The sequence below is a fragment of the Mycobacterium sp. Panama NTM2 genome, assembly GCF_054355555.1.
Genome location: NZ_CM135953.1, coordinates 1589816 through 1611779, shown reverse-complemented (window position 1 = coordinate 1611779; position 21964 = coordinate 1589816). Strand labels below are relative to the sequence as shown.

Sequence of the window (21964 nt, the reverse complement as noted above, 5' to 3'; positions counted from 1 at the left end):
CTACCGCCGCACGTAGAGACGCAACGTGACGTATGAGGTGATGCCGGACATCGCGAGGCCGAGCAGCAACATCCACGGCGCGCTGTAGTAGAGCACGTCCGCGTAGTCCACCCTGGCGATCAGATTTGCTTGATAGAACTGGTTGAGCGCGCTCTCCAGGAACAGTGCCCGCACCGCGATCAACCCCGCGATCGCGATCACCACCCCGACGAAGGCCGCCAGCATCGCCTCCAGGAGGAACGGTAGCTGGGTGTACCAGCGGGTGGCGCCGACCAAGCGCATGATCCCGATCTCGGTGCGGCGGGTGTACGCCGCGACCTGAACCATGTTGGCGATCAACAGCACCGCGCCGATCGCCTGCACCAGCGCCACCGCGAACGCGACGTTGCTGATGCCGTCGAGGACCGCGAACAGCCGGTCGATCAGGTCCTTCTGGTTCAACACGTTGAGCACGCCGGGCTGGCCGATCATCGCGTCGTCGAAGTCCTTGTGTTGCTCGGGATCGTCGAGCTTGACGACGAACGACGCGGGGAACGCATCCTTGCCCGCGACGTCCTTGTACTGCGGGAACTTTCGGATCGCGTCGTCGTAGGCCTCGTCGCGGTTGAGGAAGCGCACCGAACGCACGTCGTCGCGATCCTCGATGGTCTGGCGCAGCGCCTTGCAGGGGTCCGCGTCGCAGGTCGGGTCGTTGGCCGACACGTCGTTGGTGAGGAAGACCTGGCTCTCCACGCGGTCGAGATAGATGGCACGGGATTGGTCGGCGAGCCGCACGACCAGAAGACCGCCGCCGAACAGCCCGATCGAGATCGCGGTGGTGAGCACCATCGCGATCGTCATGGTGACGTTGCGACGAAGGCCGGTCAGGACTTCGTTGACGAGGAAGCCGAAGCGCACTAGCGATCCATTCCGTAGACGCCGCGCTGTTCGTCGCGAACCAGCCGGCCGAGTTCGAGTTCGACGACCCGCTGACGCATGGAGTCGACGATGTGGTGGTCATGGGTGGCCATCAGCACCGTCGTGCCGGTGCGGTTGATCCGCTCGAGCAGATCCATGATGTCCTTGCTGGTGTCCGGGTCGAGGTTGCCGGTCGGCTCGTCGGCCAACAGCACCAGCGGCCGATTGACGAACGCGCGGGCGATGGCCACCCGCTGCTGCTCACCGCCGGACAACTCGGCCGGAAGCCGGTTGGCCTTTCCCGACAAGCCGACCATCTCGAGCACGTCGGGCACCACCCGGTTTATGGTGTCGGACCGCTTGCCGATCACCTCGAGCGCGAACGCCACGTTCTCGAACACCGTCTTCTGCTGCAACAGCCGGAAATCCTGGAACACACAGCCGATGACCTGCCGCAAGCCGGGGATGTGCCGGCCGGACAGCTTGTTCACATGGAACTTGGAGACTCGGATGTCGCCGGTGGACGGGTGCTCCTCGCCCAGCAGCAGACGCATGAACGTGGATTTGCCAGAGCCGGACGGACCGATGAGGAAGACGAACTCACCCTTGTCGATCTTCAGCGAGACGTTGTCGAGGGCGGGACGCGCCGACGACTTGTACTGCTTGGAGACATGGTCGAGGGTGATCATCACGGCACGCCAGTGTAGCGGGGAGGAATGCGGTCACCACATCGCCGGACGGGGCGACGCGGGCTCACTGAGGCGGCTCTGGGGTCGTGATCGCGGGTGGGCCGGGTGGCGGCACCGACGTCGGTGCCAGCAGCGGCGGCGCCTGCGTCAACGTGATCGGACCGAGCGGACCGGAACCGTCGGGATCGATGACGGTCGTCGACGCCCCGCCGGGCGCCGTGCCGGTCGTGCTGGGTGACGTCGTGGCGCCGTCGGACTCCGACGGCGACGGAGTGGACGTCGGCGTCGGCGAAGGAGTTGTCGTGGTGGTCGTCGTCGGGCTGGTGGTGGTCGTGGTCTCCCGCGGTGCGACGTTGGTGCGGGGCACCCACGTGTAGTTGGGGTCGGGCACGAAACCGGGCGGCACCACCTGCCCCGTCGAATCCTGCGGAGTCGCCGCAGGCTCGGGGGCATAGGTCTGATTGACCCAGTACAGCGCGATGAAGGCGACGAGCAACACGACGGTGGAGGCCCGCACCTTGCCGCCGAAGAGGTAGACCCGCGAATGGCGGTCACGCCGCCGCAACTTGTTGACGAACTCGGGCGTTTTCACGACGTGCGCTCCGCTCTCGCGGGCTCCGCGGCCTCGTGGGGGCCCTCGCCGGTGGCGCTGATGTTGCTCACCGTCGGAGTGTGCTCCTGGGTCGCGATACCGGCGGTCGCCAGCGCGGCGATGATCAGGATGCGCAGGCGGCGACCGACCTCGAACTGCTTGCCGGGAAGTGTGCGGGCCACCATCCGCAGGTTCACCGTGTCGAGCTCGATGCTCTCCACACCCATCAGCTGCGGGGTGTCCAGCAGCAGCGGGCGCAGTCCCGGGTCGTCCATCGCCCGCTCGCCGACCCGGTGCAGGACCTCGTTGACGCTGTTGAGGTCCGCGGTGGTGGGCACCGGGATGTCGACGACCGCGCGCGCCCAGTCCTTCGACATGTTCAGCGAGCGCACGATGTTGCCGTTGGGCACCGTCCACACCTCGCCTTCGCTGGTGCGCAGCTTGGTCACCCGCAGCGTGACCTCCTCCACGGTTCCCTCGGCCGCCTCCGGCGCCCCGAGCATGTTGACCTGCACCAGGTCGCCGAAGCCGTACTGGCGTTCGGTGATGATGAAGAAACCGGCCAGCAGATCCTGCACGAGCTTCTGGGCACCGAAACCGAGCGCCGCGCCGATGACTGCGGCCGGTGCGACCAGAGAACTGACCGGGATCGCCAGGATGTCGGTGATCTGGACACCGACCATGACGAACAGCAGCGCGACGGACACCCAGGAGATCACCGAGGCCACTGCCTGCCGATGCTTGGCACTCTCGGTGCGGACCAGCTGGTCGCTCTCCTGGTACTGCGCATCGATGCGACGGGTGACCCGCTGAGCGGTCCAGTTGATGAACCGGGCGGCCAGCAGGCCGCCGATCAAAAGCAGCGCGATCGGCACGCCGCGGCCGAGGATCCAGACACCGGTTTCGCCGGCCCAGAATCCTCGCCACCCGTCGGACAGGCTGAGCGCGAGCACCGTATTAGTCGTCATCTTTCCTGTTACGCCACCGGATCCCGGCCTCGAGGAACCCGTCGATGTCGCCGTCGAGGACAGCGCCCGGGTTGCCGACCTCGTATTCGGTGCGGAGGTCTTTCACCATCTGATAGGGGTGCAGAACGTAGGACCTCATCTGGTTACCCCAGGAACTGCCGCTGTCACTTTTGAGCGCATCGAGTTCGGCGCGTTCCTCCTGCCGTTTGCGTTCGAGCAGCTTGGCCTGAAGAACGCGCATCGCCGACACCTTGTTCTGCAGCTGCGATTTCTCGTTCTGACAGGTGACGACGATGCCGGTGGGGATGTGAGTCAGCCGGACCGCCGAGTCGGTGGTGTTCACCGACTGCCCGCCGGGCCCGCTCGAGCGGTACACGTCGACGCGCACGTCCTGCTCGGGGATGTCGATGTGGTCGGTGGTCTCGGTGACCGGCAGAACCTCCACCTCGGCGAACGACGTCTGGCGGCGCCCCTGGTTGTCGAACGGGCTGATCCGAACCAATCGATGCGTGCCCTGCTCAACCGACAGCGTGCCGTAGGCGAACGGTGCGTGCACGGCGAAGGTCGCGCTCTTGATGCCGGCCTCCTCGGCGTACGACGTGTCGTAGACCTCGACGGGGTACTTGTGCTGCTCGGCCCATCGGATGTACATCCGCATCAGCATTTCCGCCCAGTCGGCGGCGTCCACGCCCCCGGCGCCCGAACGGATGTTGACCAGCGCCTCCCGCTCGTCGTACTCGCCGGAGAGCAGGGTGCGCACCTCGAGCGCCTCGATGTCCTCGCGCAACTGCCGCAGCTCCGCGTCGGCCTCCGACACGGCCGCGGCGACCGCCTCGCCCTCCTCCTCGGCGGCGAGTTCGTAGAGCACCGGCAGATCCTCGACCCGCTGCCGCAGCTCCTCGACCCGGCGCAGCTCGTTCTGGGCGTGCGACAGGTCGCTGGTCACCTTCTGGCCCCGCGCCTGGTCATCCCACAGCTTCGGGTCGGACGCCTCCTCCTCGAGCTGCGCGATGCGCCCGCGAAGGCCCTCGACGTCGAGAACACGCTCCACAGTGGTGAGCGTGGAGTCGAGGGCTGCGATATCGGCTTGCCGGTCAGGATCCACGGGAGTTCAGGGTACCGGTCCGCGCGTTCTCCTCGACCGACGCCGACCGCGTTCTAGCATCGGGAGGCAACCTCGTCCGGCCGCGACGCGACAGCCCCCTGCGCGTGGCCGGGCCGCGACAGAAGGCAGCCCACATGCCCCCAATGCGTCCGTACCATGTGGCGATCGTCGGCTCGGGACCGTCCGGGTTCTTCGCCGCCGCCGCCCTGTTGAAGGCCGCCGACGGCGAGGACCTCGGCCGCAACGTCTGCGTCGACATGCTCGAGATGCTGCCCACCCCGTGGGGTCTGGTCCGATCGGGTGTCGCGCCCGACCATCCGAAGATCAAGTCGATCTCCGCGCAGTTCGACAAGATCGCCGCCGACCCGCGATTCCGGTTCTTCGGCAACGTCGTGGTCGGCGAGCACGTCCAACCCGCCGAACTCGCGCAGACCTACGACGCGGTGATCTACGCCAACGGCGCCCAATCCGACCGTCCGCTGGGCATCCCGGGTGAGGACCTGCCGGGCAGTGTCGCCGCGGTCGATTTCGTCGGCTGGTACAACGCACACCCGCATTACCAATCGATGGCCCCCGACATCTCGTGCGGCCGCGCGGTGGTGGTCGGTAACGGCAACGTGGCCATCGACGTGGCCCGCATCCTGGTCAGCGATCCGGATCTACTGGCCGAGACCGACATCGCCGACCACGCGCTGGACTCCCTGCGCGAGCGCGGGGTGGAGGAGGTGCTCGTGATCGGCCGCCGCGGTCCGCTGCAGGCGCCGTTCACGACGCTGGAATTGCGCGAACTCGGTGAGCTGGAGGCGCTCGGTGACGTCGACGTGATCGTCGACCCGGCCGAGTTCGCCGACATCACCGACGCCGACCTCGACGACGCAGGCAAGACCGTGCGCAACAACATCAAGGTGCTGCGCGCCTACGGCGAGAAGGAGCTCACGGGCGCCAAGCGGCGGATCGTCTTCCGGTTCCGCACCTCACCGATCGAGATCAAGGGCGACGGCAAGGTCGAGTCGATCGTGCTGGGCCGCAACGAGTTGGTGCGCGGCGACGACGGCCGGGTGTCTGCCCGCGACACCGGTGAGCGCGAGGAAGTGCCCGCCCAGCTGGTCGTGCGCGCGGTCGGATACCGCGGCGTCCCGATGCCAGGTCTGCCGTTCGACGATCGGTCGGGCACGATCCCGCACACCGACGGGCGGATCGAGGGAAGCCGCAACGAGTACGTCGTCGGGTGGATCAAGCGCGGCCCCACCGGCGTGATCGGAAGCAACAAGAGCGATTCGGCCGACACCGTCCACACTCTGCTCGCCGACCTGCAGGCCGCCGAGCCGACCGACCGCGGCGAGGACCACGCCGCGAACGTCGAGCAGTGGCTACTCGACCGTCAGCCCAAGCTGGTCACCAACGATCACTGGCGGCTGATCGACGCGCACGAGCGAAGCACCGGCCAGGGGTCGGGGCGCCCGCGGATCAAGCTGACCAGCGTGGAGGAGTTACTCCGGATTGGGCACGGGTGAGCCGAACGCCCACTTCTCCGGATTGCGGGGCGAGTACACCACGTCCATGAGCTGGCCCATCGTCGGCCAGGCGGTCACGTCGACGACCATCCGGGTGTAGACGGTGTACTCGTTGACGGTGGGGCCGTTGATGACGCCGGTGATCGTGACGTACTGCTCCCCGGTCACGTCGTCGGGGCGCGGACTCACCCCGGTGACCAGGAGTGTGCCCGGCACCCAGTCGTTGCCCACGCCGCGCTTGCGCATGATCCGGGGCGCTGCGACGAGCACGATGGCGCCGATGATCAACAGCATGATCGCGAGTTCAACCACACCGCCATGGTAGGACTCCACATATGAGCACCGATTCCCCTGACGTCGCCGACGACCTCGCCCTGGCCCTCACGTTGGCCGGGGAGGCCGATGCGCTGACGATGCAGCGCTTCGGTGCGGTGGATCTGCGCGTCGAGACGAAGCCGGACATGACCCCGGCCACCGACGCCGATCTGGACGCCGAGAGGTTGTTGCGGGACCGGTTGGCCGAGCAACGCCCCGCCGACTCGGTGTTCGGCGAGGAGTTCGGCGGCACGACGGAGTTCGCGGGCCGGCAGTGGGTCGTCGACCCGATCGACGGAACCAAGAACTTCGTCCGCGGCGTGCCGGTGTGGGCGACGTTGATCGCGCTGCTCGTCGACGGCGTGCCCCAGGTCGGCGTGGTGAGCGCACCCGCGCTGGCGCGGCGCTGGTGGGCCGGGAGCGGCCAGGGTGCCTTCACCTCTTTCTCCGGACCCGCGGGGACGACGCGCCCCATCTCGGTCTCCGGCGTGGCCGACCTCGGCTCGGCCAGCCTCTCCTACTCCGATCTGACCACCGGGTGGGAGGCCGCGCGCTCGACATTCGTCGATCTCACCGACGCGGTCTGGCGCACCCGCGGCTACGGCGACTTCTGGTCGTACTGCCTGGTGGCCGAGGGCGCTGTCGACGTCGCGGTGGAACCGGAGGTCAAGCTGTGGGACCTCGCCCCGCTCGACATCCTGGTCCGGGAGGCCGGCGGCCGGTTCACCGACCTCTCCGCCCGGCCGGGGCCGCACGGTGGCAGCGCCGTGGCCACCAACGGGCTGTTGCACGACGCAGTACTCGCCGCGCTTGTGAAATAGGCAACAATCGACTGACCTTACTCAATAGTCAGTTCCGATACCTTACTCTGGAGTCAGTTGCGCATCTGCGCTCATCCGATCCCACTGGAGGCAGCTGACCGATGACGAACACCCTGCCGTCCAAGCGAAGCGGCCAGGAAAGCGCCGTGGGCTTGCGTAAGCACAAGCGTTCTGCGACCGATATCGGCATCGCGCTGCTTACGCCCCTGATCGGGCAGGAGTTCCTCGACAAGTACAACCTGCGTGACCCGCTCAACCGTGGCCTGAAATACGGCGTTAAACACGCGTTCTCCGCCGCGGGCGCCACCACGCGCCAGTTCAAGCGCGTACAGAGTCTCGGCAAGCCCGCGACGCGGCTGAAGCCCAGCGGCGCCGACTACTTCGACCTCACCCCCGACGACGACCAGAAGATGATCGTCTCGACCGTCGAGGAATTCGCCGAGGAGATCCTGCGTCCCGCCGCACACGACGCCGACGCTGCGGCCGCCTATCCCCCGGACCTGATCACCAAGGCCGCCGAACTGGGCGTCACCGCGATCAACATCCCCGAGGACTTCGACGGCATCGCCGAGCACCGCAGCACCGTCACCAACGCGTTGGTGGCCGAGGCGCTCGCCTACGGCGACATGGGTCTGGCGCTGCCCATCCTGGCGCCCGGCGGCGTGGCGTCGGCCCTGACCCACTGGGGAAGCGCCGACCAGCAGGCGACCTACCTGCCGGAATTCGCAGGCGAGAACGTGCCGCAGGCGTGTGTGGCGATCGCCGAACCGCACCCGCTGTTCGACCCGACCTCGCTCAAGACGACCGCGGTGCGCACCCCCAGCGGCTACCGGCTCGACGGCGTCAAATCGCTGGTACCGGCGGCCGCCGACGCGGAACTGTTCGTCATCGCCGCGCAGCTGAACGGCAAGCCGACGCTGTTCCTGGTCGAGTCGTCGGCCGGCGGGGTGACGGTCACCCCCGATCCCAGCATGGGCATCCGGGCGGCTGCGCTCGGTCGAGTCGAACTCGACAAGGTCACCGTGCCGCTGAGCGCTCGCCTCGGCGAAGACGTCAGCGAGGCCGAGCACGACAGCAATTACTCCGAGGCGATCGCGCTGTCGCGGCTGGGGTGGGCGGCGCTGGCGGTCGGCACCTCGCACGCCGTTCTCGACTACGTCGTCCCCTACGTCAAGGAGCGCGAAGCGTTCGGCGAACCGATTGCCCACCGACAGTCGGTGGCGTTCATGTGCGCCAACATCGCGATCGAGTTGGACGGTCTGCGGTTGATCACCTGGCGCGGCGCCGCGCGCGCCGAACAGGGACTCTCGTTCGCGCGCGAAGCGGCGCTGGCCAAGAAGCTGGGCACCGACAAGGGCATGCAGATCGGCCTCGACGGCGTGCAGTTGCTGGGCGGCCACGGCTACACGAAGGAACATCCGGTCGAGCGGTGGTACCGCGACCTGCGTGCTCTCGGCGTCGCCGAGGGTGTCGTGGTCCTCTAGCAGCAGCATTTCACTAGGAAGGCGAACCAACATGGCGATCAATCTGGAAATGCCGAAGAAGCTGCAGGCGGTCATCGAGAAGGGCCACCAGGGCGCGGCAGAGATGCTGCGACCGATCTCGCGCAAGTACGACCTGCGCGAGCACGACTACCCCGTCGAGCTCGACACACTGGCGACCCTCTTCGAGGGCATCTCGGAAGCGAACACGATCTCGTTCGCCGGCGCCGAGGCGTTCAGCAAGGACGGCGACGGGCCGAAGGGAAACATCAACGGCGCCAACATGTCTGCGCTCCTCAACGCGCTCGAGGTGAGCTGGGGCGATGTCGCGTTGCTGCTGTCGGTGCCCTATCAGGGCCTCGGCAACGCGGCGATCTCCAGCGTGGCCACCCCCGAACAGCTGGAGCGGTTGGGCAAGGTGTGGGCCGCGATGGCCATCACCGAGCCCGGGTTCGGCTCGGACTCCGCGGCGGTGACGACGACGGCCGTCCTCGACGGAGACGAGTACGTCATCAACGGCGAGAAGATCTATGTGACCGCCGGATCGCGTGCCACCCACATCGTGGTGTGGGCGACGCTGGACAAGTCCAAGGGACGTGCGGCGATCAAGTCGTTCATCGTGCCGCGCGACCATCCCGGGGTGACCGTGGAGCGGCTGGAGAACAAGCTCGGCATCAAGGCCTCCGACACGGCGGCGATCCGGTTCGAGAACGCCCGCATCCCGAAGGACAACCTGCTCGGCAGCCCGGAGATCCAGGTGGACAAGGGCTTCGCCGGAGTGATGGAAACCTTCGACAACACCCGGCCGATCGTGGCGGCGATGGCCGTGGGTGTCGCCCGCGCGGCGCTGGAGGAGCTGCGCACGATCCTCACCGACGCCGGCATCGAGATCTCCTACGACAAGCCCGCACACGCCCAGAGCGCCGCGGCGGCGGAATTCCTGCGGATGGAGGCCGACTGGGAGGCCGGCTACCTGCTGACCGTGCGCTCGGCGTGGCAGGCCGACAACAAGATCCCGAACTCCAAAGAAGCGTCGATGGGCAAGGCCAAGGCCGCCCGGGTGGGCACCGACATCACCCTCAAGGCCGTCGAAATGGCAGGTACCACAGGCTATTCCGAACAGACTCTGCTGGAGAAGTGGGCCCGCGACTCGAAGATCCTCGACATCTTCGAGGGCACCCAGCAGATCCAGCAGCTCGTCGTGGCCCGCCGCCTGCTCGGCTTGTCCTCGGCCGAATTGAAGTAGGTCGCCGGGTGACGCCGGTCAGAACCCGTCGTGCACGACCACGCGGGTTCGACCGGTGACGCCGCCGCCGACGATGGTCTTCAGCACCTCGTCGACGCGGCGAACCGGTACGTCGGTGGTGACACGCGCGAGATGACGTGGGGCGAGGCCGGATTCGATCTGCGCCCAGACCTCGCGGCGCCGGGCGATCGGCAACAGAACCGAGTCGATCCCCGCCAGCGTCACCCCGCGCAGGATGAAGGGCATCACCGTCGCGGGCAGGTCGGGTGACCCCGCCAGGCCGGAGATCGCGGCCACCCCACCGTATTTCAGTGTGCTGAGGGCGTAGGCCAGTGTGGGCCCGCCGACGCAGTCCACCACCGCGGCCCAGTGCGCCTTGCCCAGCGCCCGGACCTTTTCATCCGGACCGGGCACTCGGTCGATGACCTCGGAGGCGCCGAGATCACGCAGCAGGTCGCGCGCCTGCGCCTTGCCCGTCGACGCCACCACCTCGTAGCCCAGACCGGCCAGCAAGTCGACGCTGACACTGCCCACTCCCCCGGTGGCGCCGGTGACCAGCACCGGTCCGTCGCCGGGTTGCACCCCGTGGCCACGCAGCGCATCGACGCTCAGCGCGGCGGTGAAGCCGGCCGTGCCGATGGCGGCGGCGTCGGCCGTGCTCATCGTCCCGAGCTTGACCAGATAGTCGGCCGGGTACCGGGCGACCTGGGCGTAGCCGCCGTGCCGTCCGGTGCCGATGTCCTGGCCGTGAGCGAACACGGTGTCGCCGACGGCGAACTCCTGTGACGTGCTGGCGGTGACCGTTCCGGCGACGTCGATGCCGGGGATCAGCGGATAGGCCCGCGCCACGCCACCTTTGGGCGTGACGGCGAGCGCGTCCTTGTAGTTGACGCTGGAGTACTCGACGTGGATCTCGACATCGCCGTCGGGCAGGAACGACTCGTCCACCACCTCGTGACGCAGCACGATGCCGCCCTCGCCGTCCTCATGCGCCACCATCGCGTTGATCTCGGTCATGTCGCCACGATAGCCACCACTGGAAAACGAGGAAGCCCCCGGCCGCAGTCGGCCGGGGGCTTCGTCGATCTCTGGTCGATCTCTGGTCGGTGACTATCCGACGAGGTGCGAGATCAGGTCGGGCTTCATGGTCTGCAGCTCGCGACCCCAGTACGCCCAGTTGTGCGTGCCGTTGTTCGGGAAGTTGAACACACCGTTGTTGCCGCCGGCGGCGACGTAGTTGTCCTGGAACGTCCGGTTGGTGCGGATGGTCAGGCCCTCGAGGAACGTGGCGGGCAGATCGCCGCCGCCGAGCTCGTTGGGCTGGCCGTTGCCGCAGTACACCCAGATCCGGGTGTTGTTCGCGACCAGGTTCGGGATCTGCACCATCGGATCGTTGTACTTCCACGCCGGATCGGTCTCGGCGGGGCCCCACATGTCGTTGGCCTTGTAGCCACCGGCGTCACCCATCGAGATGTTGATCAGGCCGGGCCACCAGCCCTCGGACGGGTTCAGGAAGCCCGACATCGAACCGGCGTAGGTGAACTGAGCCGGGTGGTGCGCCGCGAGCACCAGCGAGGCGCTGCCGGCCATCGACAGACCCACGGCGGCGCTGCCGGTCGGCTTCACCTGGCGCTGCGAGGACAGGAAGTTCGGCAGCTCCTGGGTCAGGAAGGTCTCCCAGTTGTAGGTCAGGCACCCGTTCTTACCGCAGGCGGGCTTGTACCAGTTCGAGTAGAAGCTGGACTGGCCGCCGACGGGCATGACCACCGAGATCCCGGAGTCGAGGTACCACTCGAACGCCTGGGTGTTGATGTCCCAGCCGTTGAAGTCGTCCTGGGCGCGCAGGCCGTCGAGGAGATAGAGCGCCGGCGAGTTCGGGCCGCCGCTCTGGAACTGCACCTTGATGTCACGGCCCATCGACGGCGAGGGCACCATCAGGTACTCCACCGGCAGGCCCGGCCGCGAGAACGCCCCGGCGGTCGCCGATCCCCCGGCGAAGCCGATGATGCCCGGCAGCAAAATCGCGGCGAATGCGGCGATGCCGAGACGGCGCGCCCACGGGCCACGAACCCTGTCAAGAAGTCTCATTCGGTCATTCCACCCATCTTCGGTGTACCGCGCGTGGCGGTTCGTCCTGCGGTTTCCCGTGCGGTCGCCGACACCACAGCGATGTCTTCACCGCGTTGTGGCGCCATCCCAAAGATGCCCTGACGGCGCGGGATGGGCCGAGAAGAGTTCAGTTGTAGCGGTTGCAGTAAAACATGTGACCACGAACCGACAAAGTCCGGGCACGGCGAACACGCCGGTTTTCTCCCAGAACGCTACCTGGGATTCCGGCGCACCGCCCAGTCGGGCAGCAGCACGTGCAGTCAACCTCGCACTTTTACCCCACGCCGGACACTCCGCGCAGTGACGGCGCTCACATCGGCGTCCCGCATAGTCTCCGGTGATGACGAAAGGCGCTTCGGAAGCCCGCCGGCTGGCCGCCGACGATTGGATCGAAGCCGGCTACGCACTGGTTGCCGACGCCGGTGTGGAGGCACTCAAACTGGACCGGCTGTGCGCCCACCTCGGTGTCACGAAGGGCAGTTTCTACTGGCACTTCGCCGACATGGCAGCGTTCCGGTCGGCGTTGATCCGCGCGTGGGCGGAGTTGCGCGACCGTGACCGCAGCGGGTTCGCCGAGCTGTCGACGGCGCCACCGCGGGAGCGGCTACGCCTCATGATGGCGTCCCTGCGCGGCGAGCGTCAGCGCAGCCTGGAACGGGCGATGCGGGAATGGGCCCGCACCGACAGTCATGTGGCCGAGAGTGTGCGCGCGTCCGACCAGAGGGTTCTCTCGGCGGTCAGGCAGGCGTATCGCGATGTCGGCTTCGCCGCCGCCGACGCCGACATGCGCGCGCACGCCACCTTCGCGGCGGGGATCGGGTTCCTGCACCTCTCGGACGGTCCTGCCGACCCCCGGATGGTCCGCCAGCAGGAGGACTTCCTCGACCTGATGCTCCGCCGCTGACTTCCATACAAAAAAGTATGTTACGGTCGCGTCGTGTCCTCGACGATCGCGACGGAAACCGCGCTCACCCCCGAGTTCGTGTCCCGCCTCGCCGAGCGGGCCGGCGAGGCGGAGCGCTCCCGAAGGCTGCCGGCGGACACTCTGGCCGAGGCCACCGCCGCGGGACTGTTCGATCTGCTCGTACCTGCCCGCTACGGCGGCCGGCAGGCGCCGTTTCCGGCGATTCTCGACCCGGTCCGGCAGATGGCGCACGGCTGCGCGTCCAGCGCATGGACGCTCGGCTTCTACGCGCTGCACAACTGGATGCTGGCTCTCTTCGACGAGCGAGCCCAGCAGGAAGCATTCGGGACCCGCCCGTTCCTGGCCCCGGCGCCGCTGGCACCCACGGGCCGCGGCGTGGACTGCGTGGGCGGGATACGGCTCACCGGCCGCTGGTCGTGGGCGACGGGGGTGATGGACGGCAACTGGATCATGGTCGGGGCCCTACGTGAGACCGTCGACGGCGGCGACAAGACGATCCAGCCGGTGCTGGCGCTGCTGCCGATGGTCGACGCTCGTGTGGTGGACGTCTGGCACACCGACGGTATGCGCGCCACCGGCTCCCATGACGTGGTGATCGACGACGTCTTCGTCCCACACCATCGGTTGATCGCGGTGGCCGACATCTATTCCGGTAACGCTCCGGGTGCCGCGCTGCACGACAGTCCCACCTATCGGTGGCCGATGGTTCCCGCGCTGGCTCTGCTCGCGGCCATGCCGGCACTGGGCAGCGCCGAACGCGCCGCGGAGATCTACGCCTCCCGCCTCGCTGACCGCTTCCTCGCCTACGAGGGCGTGCTCCAGAAGGACAAGCCCGTGGCTGCGCTGCGACTGGGCGATGCGCAGGTACGTCTGCGGGCGCTGCGGGGATTGCTCGCCGACACCGTCGACGAGATCGAGCAGATGGTCACGGCCGGGGAGCCGGTGGGCCGTCCGGTGCGAGGCCGGGCCCGCCTGGCCGCCGCACGCGTCGTCCACGAGTCCAAGTCCGTCGTCGCCGATCTGCTCGAGGCCTCCGGCGCCGGCGCGCACTTCCTGGACAACCCTCTGCAGCGCATCAAGCGCGACATCGACGTGATGGCGGGGCACGTGGTGTTCGACCACGACACCAGCCGCGAACTCGCCGGGGCGTTGAGCTTGGGCGCGAAGATCCCTCGCACCGCGATGGTCTGAGCGGCAGGATCACGAGTCATGAACCTGCGTGACACGCTCACCGTGTTCTTCCAGAAGAACATCGCGAACCCCGTGATGCGGCACATGCCGTTCCAGACGCTGCTCGAGACGACGGGACGCCGATCGGGGCAACCCAGGCACACCCCGGTCGGCGGCCGCCGGATCGGCGATCAGTTCTGGCTGGTCTCCGAGTTCGGCCAGAAGTCGCAGTACGTGCGCAACATCGCGGCCGATCCGCACGTCCGCGTCCGGCTGAACGGACGCTGGCACTGGGGCACTGCCCACCTTCTGCCCGACGACGACCCGCACGCCCGCATGCAGCAGTTGCCCCGCTTCAACAACGTCGGGGTCCGCACCTTCGGCACCAACCTGCTCACCATCCGGATCGACCTGGACGACTGAGCCGGCCCGAACGCCGGTACCCCCTTGACCCGTCCGCAGAAATGAAAGTAACGTCATTTTCACTTCGACCGCAGGAGCGCTGATGGAATCGTTCGTTCACCTGAGCAAAGGCACTGTCCCGAAACGGATCCACGCCGACCTGGACGGGCTCAAAGACGACGAGCTCGGCCGCGGCGGCTTCACCGGCCGCACCGCACACCTCTACCGGCGACACGACCCGACGGCATACCGGTCGGACGGCCCGCTCCGTCCGCTCGACGTCCTGGCCGGTGAACTGAAGCCCTCCGATGCCGGCGACGCCCTCGGCGCACCCCTGCTGTTGTTCTCCAACTCCGACGCCCAGATCTTCCTGTCCCGGCGCGGTGAGGCGATGCCGTTCTGGGTCCGCTACATCGAGGGCGACCTCCTCTGTTTCGTCCATGAGGGCTCGGGCTCGCTGGAGACGGAATTCGGGCCGTTGCGGTACCGCACGGGTGACTGGGTGTACCTACCCAAGGCCTGCACCTGGCGGCAGCTGCCGGAGGAGCCGGGTGCGTGGTTGATGATCCAGGCCACCGACGAGTTCCGCGTACCGCCACCCGGTCAGCTCGGGCGGCACTTTCCCTTCGACCCCTCCCAAGTGGTGATCCCCGATCCCGCGCCCTGCGACGACGACGGACGCGGAGACTACGAGGTGCGCCTCGTGCACTCTCCCATCGACGGACGCGACACGACGACGCTGCACTACGACCACCATCCGCTCGACGTCGAAGGGTGGCGGGGCGACAACTTCCCGTTCACGTTCAACATCAGCGACTACCACGTGGTGACCTCCGACAGCGTGCACCTGCCACCCACCGTGCACCTGTTCATGCAGGCCACCGGTGTCTACGTGATGAACTTCCTCCCCAAGCCGGCAGAGGGAGTACCGGGTACCGAGCGCACCCCGTGGTACCACCGCAACGTCGACTTCGACGAGATCGCGTTCTTTCACGGTGGCTCGCTCTACGGCATCCCGATGCCGCCTGGACTGATCTCTCACGCCCCGCAGGGCGTGCACCACGGGGCGCCGGAGAAAGCGCGTGAACGGGCGCGTCGCAAGTTCGACGAATACCACTCGGTGGACTGGCAGGTCATCGCGATCGACACCCGCAGGCGGCTGACCCCGTCGGCCGAGGTGCTCGCCCACGACCTGGGACAGCACTGATGAGCACGCGCCACGACTACCAGCGCATTCCGTATCTGGTTGCCTACCAGAACAATTCGACGGTCCGCGACGTCTACGGCGGGGTCGCCGAGCTGGTGGTGCTGGAGAGTTACCTCCTGAAGCCGTCGACGCCATCAGATACCGTGCTGGTGTTCATGCACCCCATCGGCGGCGGCGCGTACCTGCCGATGATCAACGCGCTGGCCCGCGCCGGTCATCACGTCATCTATTGCAACAGCCGGTTTCGCGGCACCGACTCGGCGCTACTGATGGAGAAGGTCGTCGAGGATCTCGGCGAGTGCATCAAAGACGCGAAAAACCGCTTGGGCTACCAGAAGGTGGTTCTCGCGGGGTGGAGCGGCGGGGGCTCGCTGTCGGTGTTCTACCAGCAGCAGGCCCAGCACCCGACGGTCACCGCGAGTCCGTCCGGGGACGGGCCGGACCTCACCACCCTGGGCCTGATCCCGGCCGACGGCATCATGCTGCTCGCCGCACACATCAGCCGTCACGGCACGCTCACCGAGTGGCTGGACGCCTCGATCCTCGACGAGGCCGACCCGACCCAGCGCGATCCCGACCTCGACCTCTACGACCCGAACAACCCGAATCAACCGCCCTACAGCGCTGACTTCCTCGAGCGCTACCGTGCCGCGCAGATCGCGCGCAACCGGCGCATCACCGCCTGGGTCAAGGGCAAGCTGACGGAACTCGAGGCCGCCGGCAGGCCTGATGACGAGTTCGCGTTCGTCGTCCACGGCACCATGGCCGACCCGCGCTGGCTGGACCCGACCGTGGATCCCAACGAACGCACCCCGGGCACCTGCTATCTGGGGGATCCTGCTGTGGTGAACATGAGCCCCGTCGGCCTCGCACGGTTCTGCACGCTGCGCAGCTGGCTGTCCCAGTGGAGCTACGACGACGCCCGCGCCGACGCGGTGACGGCCGGCCCCGACATCGCCGTCCCGGCACTGGTGATCGGCAACCTCGCCGACGACGCGTGCACCCCGAGCCACACACGCAGGATCTTCGACGCGATCGGCCATCCGGACAAGGAGATGCACGAGATCCCCGGCGCGAACCACTACTACGCAGGCCCCGACCAACGCGACAAACTGCGCGAGGCAGTCGGGATCTGCACCGATTGGCTGCAGAGACACGGGTTCTCGGCATGACGGGTTCCGGAGGGCAGGAGCGAAGCGACCCGGGAAGGAGTTCCGGAGGGCAGGAGCGAAGCGACCCGGGAATGTGCCCAGGACCGCTCGACGGCATCCGGGTCATCGAGGTGGGCACCCTGATCTCCGGGCCGTTCGCCGGCCGGCTGCTGGGCGACATGGGCGCCGACGTGATCAAGATCGAACCGCCGGATGCTCCCGACCCGCTGCGCACCTGGGGGCAGGCCGAACTCGACGGCCACCACTTCTTCTGGACCGTGCACGCCCGCAACAAGAAAGCGATCACGCTCAATCTGCGGGAGCCGGCGGGTCGCGAGCTGTTCCTCGAGCTGATCGAACGCAGCGACATCGTGGTGGAGAACTTCCGTCCCGGCACACTGGAGAAGTGGGATCTCGGCTACGACGTTCTGCGCGAACGCAATCGAGGGATCATCCTGGTGCGGGTGTCTGGGTACGGCCAGACGGGCCCGGATGCCCACAAGGCGGGTTACGCCTCGGTCGCCGAGGCGGCCAGCGGGTTGCGGCACATGAACGGTTTCCCCGGTGGGCCTCCCCCGCGCCTGGCCCTCTCGCTCGGCGACAGCCTCGCCGGGATGTTCGCCGCCCAGGGCGCGCTGGCCGCGCTCTACCGCCGCACCGTGACCGGTGAGGGCCAGGTCGTCGACGCCGCGCTCACCGAATCGTGCCTGGCGGTGCAGGAATCGACGATTCCCGACTACGACGTGGGCGGGGTGGTGCGCGGCCCGTCCGGGACGCGTCTGGAGGGCATCGCCCCGTCCAACATCTATCCGACGGCCGACGGCAGCTGGGTGGTGATCGCCGCCAACCAGGACACCGTGTTCCGGCGGCTGTGCCAGGCGATGGACCAGCCCGACCTGGCCACCGACGAACGCTTCGCCACCCACGTCGCCCGCGGGCGCAATCAGGACGAGCTCGACGCGATCATCGGGGCGTGGGCCGCGGCCCGCGAACCCGCCGACATCATCTCCACGTTGTCGGCGGCAGGCGTGATCAGCGGCCCGATCAACACGGTGGCCGAGGTCGTCACGGACCCGCAGCTGCAGGCGCGCGGCATGATCGCCGACCACTTCGACGAGCGCGTCGGCCGCGCCGTCAAGGGACCCGGCGTGGTGCCGGTGCTGTCCCAGACGCCGGGAACCATTCGCAGTGCCGGGCCGGCGCGACCCGGCCAGCACAACGAGGAGATCTATCGCGACCTGCTCGGCCACACCGATGGCGAGCTGGCCGACCTGCGCGCGAAGGGCGTGCTGTGACGCTGCCTGCCCACGTCACGATCCGCGATGTCTCGCTGCGCGACGGGCTCCAGATCGAAGCCCCGATCCCGTTGTCCGCCAAGCGGGAACTGCTCGCCGCCATCGCCGCGACCGGGGTGCGCGAGATGGAGGCCACCGCGTTCGTCTCGCCGTCGAAGGTGCCGGCCCTGGCCGACGCCGCCGAGCTCGCCGAGCACCTCGGCGACTTCCCCGACATCGAGTTCTCGGCACTGGTGGCCAGCCCCACCGGTGCCCGGCGCGCGATCGCCGCGGAGCTGCAGTCCATCGAGTACGTGGTGTCGGCCGCCGACGGACACAGCCGCGCCAACGTCGGCCGTACGTCGGCCGAGGCGGCCGCGGCGATCCCGGACATCGCGGCGATCGCCCACGATGCGGGCGCCCGTGTGGAGGTCATCGTCGCCACCGCCTGGGACTGTCCGTTCGACGGGCCGACGCCGACCGATCGAGTGATCGACGTGCTCACCGCGGCGCTGGACGGCGGCGCCGACCGGCTCGCCATCGCCGACACGATCGGCACAGCGACCCCGCGTCGGGTCACCGAACTGGTCGCACTGGTGCGGCCGCTGATCGGCGACCTGCCGCTGGGTGCGCACTTCCACAACACCCGCGGCGCGGGCCTGGCCAGCGCCTACGCCGCGATTCAGGCGGGGGTGACCCGGCTGGACGCCTCGGTCGGCGGGCTGGGCGGCTGCCCGTTCGCGCCCGGCGCCAGCGGCAACATCGCCACCGAGGACCTGGCGTACCTGTTGCGCGACTGCGGCATCGGGGTCGATGTCGACCTCGAGAAGGCGATCGCCGCCGCCCGGGTCGCCCAGGACGCCGTCGGCCACGAACTCCCCGGTGCGCTGTTACGTGCCGGCGACCGGATCCTGGGTTGACGGCGTGCCGCCCAGCCCGTCGGAGTTGAGCGCGAAAGGCCGTCAGACCCGCCTGGCGATCGAGCAGGCCGCCCGAAAGCTGTTCGCCGAGCGCGGCTTCCACGGCACCACGCTGGGTGACATCACCTCGGCGGCCGGCCGGTCCACCGCCGCGTTCTACCGGTACTTCGCCGACAAGGAAGACCTGTTGGCCGACCTCGCCGAATCCTTCCTGCACGAGGTCGTGGCGCCGTCGGGCCTGAGCGTGCCGCTCCCCCAGTCCCCCGACGACGACGCGTTCTTCACCACCGTCGTCACCGGTTACTGGACGATGTTCACGCAGAACATCGGCATCATGATCGCGGTCGCACAACTCGCGGCCACCCAGCCGAGGTTCGCCGCCCTGCAGAACGAGTTCCGCCGCTTCGGCATCGACATCGTCGCCGCGTCGGTGCGCCGCGCGCAGGACCAGGGCTTCGCCGCCGACCTGGACCCCGAGCACACCGCAGCGGCCATCGCGCTGCTGTTCGAGAACTTCACCACCGTGTTCGTCGGCGACACCGGGGCGGGCGTCGGGATCACGATGAGCGACGACGACGCGATCGCCACGCTGTCGCGAATCTGGAAGAAGACACTGTACGGGCAGTAACGACCAGCAAGGAGATCACCGTGGATTTCAGCCTCCCCGAACACCTTCCGGGGCTGCTGGCGGAGATGGACGCGTTCATCGAGGCCGAGATCGCGCCGCTCGAGCGCGAACACATCCAGTACTTCGACCACCGGCGCGAGCACGCTCGCACCGATTGGGACAACGGTGGAGTGCCACGCCGCGAATGGGAGGACCTGCTCGACGAGATGCGGCGGCGCGCGGACGCGGCGGGGTGGCTGCGCTACGGGTTGCCGGCCCAGTTCGGAGGGCGCGGCGGCAGCAACATCGACATGGCCGTCATCCGGGAACACCTGGCGCACAAGGGGCTCGGGCTGCACAACGACCTGCAGGACGAGTCGTCGATCGTGGGGAACTTCCCGCAGGTCATCATGATGGACCGGTTCGGTGCCGACGAGCAGAAGGCCGCGTGGACCGAGGCGTTGATCACCGGCGAGCGGTCGATGGCCTTCGGGCTGACCGAACCGAACCACGGCTCCGACGCCACCTGGCTGGAGACGACGGCGGTGCGCGACGGAAACGACTGGGTGATCAACGGCGCCAAACGCTGGAACACCGGCGTACACCGGGCCACCCACGACCTGATCTTCGCGCGCACCTCGGGGGAACCCGGCCAGGCCCGCGGCATCACCGCGTTCCTCGTGCCGACCGACTCGCCCGGCTTCACCGTGCCGTACTACTGGTGGACGTTCAACATGCCCACCGACCACGGTGAGGTCGTCCTCGACAACGTTCGGGTCCCCTCCGACGCCGTCCTCGGTGAGGTCGGCCACGGCCTCGACGTCGGGCAGACATTCCTGCACGAGAACAGGATTCGACAGGCGGCGAGCAGCCTGGGGGCAGCCCAGTACTGCATCGATCGGGCAGTCGGCTACGCGAACCAGCGGTCGGTGTTCGGCAAGCCGCTGGCGGTCAACCAGGCCGTGCAGTGGCCGCTGGTGGAGTTGCAGACCGAGGCCCAGATGGTGCGGCTGCTGGTGTACTACGCGGCCACCCAGCTCGACGCCAACCACCACATGGAGGTCTCCGACAAGGTGTCGATGGCCAACTACCGCGCCAATCGCCTGGTCTGCGAGGCGGCCGACCGCGCGATGCAGGTGCACGGCGGGGTCGGATACAGCAGACACGAACCATTCGAGCACATCTACCGCCACCACCGCCGGTACCGCATCACCGAGGGCGCCGAGGAGATCCAGATCCGTCGCGTCGCCCAGCGGCTCTTCGGATTCGGCCGGAAATGACACTGGCCGACCAGCTGCGCGAGGTGTTGACCCCGCTGCTCGGCGACGTCACGGTCGACAACCTGACCCGGCTGACCGGCGGCGCGAGCCGCACCACGTGGGCGTTCGACGCGGTGGGCGAGACCCGGCGGGCTCTGATCCTGCGCACCGGACCCCCGGACGACATCCACGCCGGGATGGAGCTCGAGGCCACGGTGCAGCAGCGCGCCGCGGCCGCCGGCGCCCCGGTGCCGCACATCCTGACGGCCAGCGATTCCGCGGACGACGTCGGCAGCCCGTATCTGATCTGCGACGCGGTACCCGGGGAGACGATCGTGCGGCGCATCTTCCGCGCGCTCGACGACGACGGCCGGGCCCGGCTGTTGCGCCAGTGCGCCGAAGCGCTCGCCGCGATCCACCGGGCCGACATCGACGGTGCGGGCTTGAGCGCCCCCGATGACCTCGCCGGCTGGCGTGCCCGGCTCGACGAGATCGGAGACACCACAGCCACATTCGAGTGGACCTTCCGCCGGCTCGCCGATCAGCGACCGGCCCCGTCGCCGATGCGGCTCGTGCACGGCGACTTTCGGATGGGAAACCTGATCGTCGACGACACCGGCCTGGCGGCCGTCCTCGACTGGGAACTGACTCACATCGGCGAGGTCTATGAGGACCTGGCCTGGTTCTGCATCCGCGCCTGGCGCTTCGGCGCGCCGGCCGCGCTCGGCGCCGGCGGCCTCGGCAGCGTCGAGACGTTCGTGCGGGCCTACGAAGATGCGGCAGGCATCCACGTCGACCGGTCCGCGCTGCGCTGGTGGCTGACCGTGGCCACGCTGCGCTGGGGAGTGATCTGCCGGCACCAGGCCGAACGTCATCTCTGCGGGGAGACGCCGTCGGTCGAACTCGCCGCGATCGGGCGACGGGTCAGCGAAACGGAATGGGATCTGCTCGATCTGCTCTCCGGTGGGGGTCCGGCATGACCGCCCGTCCCACCGCCGCCGAGCTCGTCGCCGCCGTCGCGATGTTCCTGGAGACCGACGTTCGGGCCGCGTGCGGTGGCCAGGTCGGCTTCCACGCCCGGGTCGCGGCGAACGTCCTGCGCATCGTCGAACGCGAATTGCTCTGCGAGACGGCGTCTTCGGTGCAGGACGCACTGACCGCACTGGGGGTTGCCGACGAGGCCGAACTCGCCGACGCCATCCGCGCCGGCGACCTCGACGACCGCACCGAGGACGTCATGTCCTGCCTGCGACTGCTGGTGGCGCACCGGTTGTCGATCGACCACCCCGGCTACGGTGAGCGCTGACGGTCG

General features: G+C 68.3%; 23 protein-coding genes. 15 read left to right on the top strand and 8 right to left on the bottom strand.

Annotated elements, in window-relative coordinates; all coding sequences use genetic code 11:
• From ftsX to prfB, 5 genes are all read right to left on the bottom strand, one after another.
• Complete coding sequence (ftsX, locus tag ACXYX3_RS07695; protein WP_241202750.1) at positions 1 to 897, bottom strand: permease-like cell division protein FtsX; 897 nt, start codon at positions 895 to 897, stop codon at positions 1 to 3.
• Entirely contained in the window at positions 897 to 1586 is a 690-nt protein-coding gene (ftsE, locus tag ACXYX3_RS07690; RefSeq protein ID WP_143819003.1) for a cell division ATP-binding protein FtsE, read from the bottom strand. The genes ftsX and ftsE overlap by 1 nt, the downstream gene beginning before the upstream one ends.
• A 64-nt stretch (positions 1587 to 1650) precedes the next feature.
• Entirely contained in the window at positions 1651 to 2178 is a 528-nt protein-coding gene (locus ACXYX3_RS07685) for a hypothetical protein (RefSeq protein ID WP_458611143.1), read from the bottom strand.
• Positions 2175 to 3146 (bottom strand): mechanosensitive ion channel family protein, encoded by a 972-nt coding sequence (locus ACXYX3_RS07680; protein WP_458611141.1) that lies wholly within the window; start codon positions 3144 to 3146, stop codon positions 2175 to 2177. The genes ACXYX3_RS07685 and ACXYX3_RS07680 overlap by 4 nt, the downstream gene beginning before the upstream one ends.
• Positions 3136 to 4251 (bottom strand): peptide chain release factor 2, encoded by a 1116-nt coding sequence (gene prfB / locus ACXYX3_RS07675; RefSeq protein ID WP_458611139.1) that lies wholly within the window; start codon positions 4249 to 4251, stop codon positions 3136 to 3138. The genes ACXYX3_RS07680 and prfB overlap by 11 nt, the downstream gene beginning before the upstream one ends.
• Before the next feature lie 134 nt (positions 4252 to 4385).
• Between prfB and ACXYX3_RS07670 the strand changes: the two genes are divergently transcribed.
• Positions 4386 to 5765, top strand: coding sequence for an FAD-dependent oxidoreductase (locus tag ACXYX3_RS07670; protein WP_304654300.1), 1380 nt, complete (start codon positions 4386 to 4388; stop codon positions 5763 to 5765).
• Here the strand turns inward: ACXYX3_RS07670 and ACXYX3_RS07665 are convergent.
• Positions 5742 to 6059, bottom strand: coding sequence for a hypothetical protein (locus ACXYX3_RS07665; protein WP_255729784.1), 318 nt, complete (start codon positions 6057 to 6059; stop codon positions 5742 to 5744). The two genes, ACXYX3_RS07670 and ACXYX3_RS07665, sit on opposite strands and share 24 nt — an antisense overlap.
• Positions 6060 to 6100: 41 nt before the next feature.
• On the opposite strand from ACXYX3_RS07665, the gene hisN reads away from it, so the two are divergent.
• From hisN to ACXYX3_RS07650, 3 genes are all read left to right on the top strand, one after another.
• Positions 6101 to 6901, top strand: a complete 801-nt coding sequence (gene hisN / locus ACXYX3_RS07660) for a histidinol-phosphatase (protein WP_458611137.1) — start codon at positions 6101 to 6103, stop codon at positions 6899 to 6901.
• A 101-nt stretch (positions 6902 to 7002) separates the two neighbouring features.
• On the top strand, positions 7003 to 8385 hold the full coding sequence (locus ACXYX3_RS07655; RefSeq protein ID WP_241202757.1) for an acyl-CoA dehydrogenase family protein: 1383 nt from the start codon (positions 7003 to 7005) through the stop codon (positions 8383 to 8385).
• 31 nt (positions 8386 to 8416) lie between these two features.
• Complete coding sequence (locus ACXYX3_RS07650) at positions 8417 to 9628, top strand: acyl-CoA dehydrogenase family protein (RefSeq protein WP_241202758.1); 1212 nt, start codon at positions 8417 to 8419, stop codon at positions 9626 to 9628.
• Positions 9629 to 9646: 18 nt separating this feature from the next.
• Here the strand turns inward: ACXYX3_RS07650 and ACXYX3_RS07645 are convergent, their stop codons facing one another.
• Positions 9647 to 10645 (bottom strand): MDR family oxidoreductase, encoded by a 999-nt coding sequence (locus tag ACXYX3_RS07645; protein ID WP_458611134.1) that lies wholly within the window; start codon positions 10643 to 10645, stop codon positions 9647 to 9649.
• A 93-nt stretch (positions 10646 to 10738) separates the two neighbouring features.
• Entirely contained in the window at positions 10739 to 11716 is a 978-nt protein-coding gene (locus ACXYX3_RS07640; protein ID WP_241202760.1) for an esterase family protein, read from the bottom strand.
• Positions 11717 to 12077: 361 nt separating this feature from the next.
• Between ACXYX3_RS07640 and ACXYX3_RS07635 the strand changes: the two genes are divergently transcribed.
• The 11 genes from ACXYX3_RS07635 to ACXYX3_RS07585 all read left to right on the top strand — a co-directional run bounded on the left by ACXYX3_RS07635 (position 12078) and on the right by ACXYX3_RS07585 (position 21958).
• Entirely contained in the window at positions 12078 to 12641 is a 564-nt protein-coding gene (locus ACXYX3_RS07635; RefSeq protein ID WP_458611131.1) for a TetR/AcrR family transcriptional regulator, read from the top strand.
• Between the two features lie 33 nt (positions 12642 to 12674).
• On the top strand, positions 12675 to 13853 hold the full coding sequence (locus tag ACXYX3_RS07630; RefSeq protein ID WP_458611129.1) for an acyl-CoA dehydrogenase family protein: 1179 nt from the start codon (positions 12675 to 12677) through the stop codon (positions 13851 to 13853).
• 18 nt (positions 13854 to 13871) lie between these two features.
• On the top strand, positions 13872 to 14255 hold the full coding sequence (locus ACXYX3_RS07625) for a nitroreductase/quinone reductase family protein (RefSeq protein ID WP_458611127.1): 384 nt from the start codon (positions 13872 to 13874) through the stop codon (positions 14253 to 14255).
• Between the two features lie 82 nt (positions 14256 to 14337).
• Complete coding sequence (locus tag ACXYX3_RS07620; protein ID WP_241202764.1) at positions 14338 to 15441, top strand: homogentisate 1,2-dioxygenase; 1104 nt, start codon at positions 14338 to 14340, stop codon at positions 15439 to 15441.
• Positions 15441 to 16613 carry an alpha/beta fold hydrolase gene (locus ACXYX3_RS07615; RefSeq protein WP_458611125.1) on the top strand — a complete coding sequence of 391 codons (1173 nt, stop codon included), beginning with the start codon at positions 15441 to 15443 and terminating at the stop codon, positions 16611 to 16613. Before ACXYX3_RS07620 ends, ACXYX3_RS07615 begins: the two co-directional genes overlap by 1 nt.
• A gap of 71 nt (positions 16614 to 16684) precedes the next feature.
• Positions 16685 to 17887, top strand: coding sequence for a CaiB/BaiF CoA transferase family protein (locus ACXYX3_RS07610; RefSeq protein ID WP_458611123.1), 1203 nt, complete (start codon positions 16685 to 16687; stop codon positions 17885 to 17887).
• Positions 17884 to 18786 carry a hydroxymethylglutaryl-CoA lyase gene (locus ACXYX3_RS07605; RefSeq protein ID WP_458611121.1) on the top strand — a complete coding sequence of 301 codons (903 nt, stop codon included), beginning with the start codon at positions 17884 to 17886 and terminating at the stop codon, positions 18784 to 18786. Before ACXYX3_RS07610 ends, ACXYX3_RS07605 begins: the two co-directional genes overlap by 4 nt.
• A gap of 4 nt (positions 18787 to 18790) precedes the next feature.
• Positions 18791 to 19414, top strand: a complete 624-nt coding sequence (locus ACXYX3_RS07600) for a TetR/AcrR family transcriptional regulator (RefSeq protein ID WP_458611119.1) — start codon at positions 18791 to 18793, stop codon at positions 19412 to 19414.
• A 20-nt stretch (positions 19415 to 19434) separates the two neighbouring features.
• Positions 19435 to 20673: an acyl-CoA dehydrogenase family protein gene (locus ACXYX3_RS07595; RefSeq protein WP_458611117.1), complete on the top strand. Its 1239-nt coding sequence runs from the start codon at positions 19435 to 19437 to the stop codon at positions 20671 to 20673.
• The gene (locus ACXYX3_RS07590) at positions 20670 to 21632 is read left to right on the top strand and encodes a phosphotransferase family protein (protein ID WP_458611115.1); all 963 of its coding nucleotides are present in this window, start codon (positions 20670 to 20672) and stop codon (positions 21630 to 21632) included. The genes ACXYX3_RS07595 and ACXYX3_RS07590 overlap by 4 nt, the downstream gene beginning before the upstream one ends.
• Complete coding sequence (locus tag ACXYX3_RS07585) at positions 21629 to 21958, top strand: DUF6285 domain-containing protein (RefSeq protein ID WP_458611113.1); 330 nt, start codon at positions 21629 to 21631, stop codon at positions 21956 to 21958. Before ACXYX3_RS07590 ends, ACXYX3_RS07585 begins: the two co-directional genes overlap by 4 nt.
• Positions 21959 to 21964 lie beyond the last annotated feature (6 nt).

Excerpts from the sequence above, each read along its gene's own strand:
- ACXYX3_RS07610 (WP_458611123.1), top strand. The coding sequence starts at position 16,685 with ATGTGCCCAGGACCGCTCGACGGCATCCGGGTCATCGAGGTGGGCACC.
- ftsE (WP_143819003.1), bottom strand. The coding sequence starts at position 1,586 with ATGATCACCCTCGACCATGTCTCCAAGCAGTACAAGTCGTCGGCGCGT.
- ACXYX3_RS07665 (WP_255729784.1), bottom strand. The coding sequence starts at position 6,059 with ATGCTGTTGATCATCGGCGCCATCGTGCTCGTCGCAGCGCCCCGGATC.
- ACXYX3_RS07640 (WP_241202760.1), bottom strand. The coding sequence starts at position 11,716 with ATGAGACTTCTTGACAGGGTTCGTGGCCCGTGGGCGCGCCGTCTCGGC.
- ACXYX3_RS07590 (WP_458611115.1), top strand. The coding sequence starts at position 20,670 with ATGACACTGGCCGACCAGCTGCGCGAGGTGTTGACCCCGCTGCTCGGC.
- ACXYX3_RS07615 (WP_458611125.1), top strand. The coding sequence starts at position 15,441 with ATGAGCACGCGCCACGACTACCAGCGCATTCCGTATCTGGTTGCCTAC.
- ACXYX3_RS07655 (WP_241202757.1), top strand. The coding sequence starts at position 7,003 with ATGACGAACACCCTGCCGTCCAAGCGAAGCGGCCAGGAAAGCGCCGTG.
- ACXYX3_RS07680 (WP_458611141.1), bottom strand. The coding sequence starts at position 3,146 with ATGACGACTAATACGGTGCTCGCGCTCAGCCTGTCCGACGGGTGGCGA.
- ACXYX3_RS07620 (WP_241202764.1), top strand. The coding sequence starts at position 14,338 with ATGGAATCGTTCGTTCACCTGAGCAAAGGCACTGTCCCGAAACGGATC.
- ACXYX3_RS07645 (WP_458611134.1), bottom strand. The coding sequence starts at position 10,645 with ATGACCGAGATCAACGCGATGGTGGCGCATGAGGACGGCGAGGGCGGC.
- ACXYX3_RS07625 (WP_458611127.1), top strand. The coding sequence starts at position 13,872 with ATGAACCTGCGTGACACGCTCACCGTGTTCTTCCAGAAGAACATCGCG.
- hisN (WP_458611137.1), top strand. The coding sequence starts at position 6,101 with ATGAGCACCGATTCCCCTGACGTCGCCGACGACCTCGCCCTGGCCCTC.
- ACXYX3_RS07670 (WP_304654300.1), top strand. The coding sequence starts at position 4,386 with ATGCCCCCAATGCGTCCGTACCATGTGGCGATCGTCGGCTCGGGACCG.
- ACXYX3_RS07635 (WP_458611131.1), top strand. The coding sequence starts at position 12,078 with ATGACGAAAGGCGCTTCGGAAGCCCGCCGGCTGGCCGCCGACGATTGG.
- ACXYX3_RS07585 (WP_458611113.1), top strand. The coding sequence starts at position 21,629 with ATGACCGCCCGTCCCACCGCCGCCGAGCTCGTCGCCGCCGTCGCGATG.
- ACXYX3_RS07650 (WP_241202758.1), top strand. The coding sequence starts at position 8,417 with ATGGCGATCAATCTGGAAATGCCGAAGAAGCTGCAGGCGGTCATCGAG.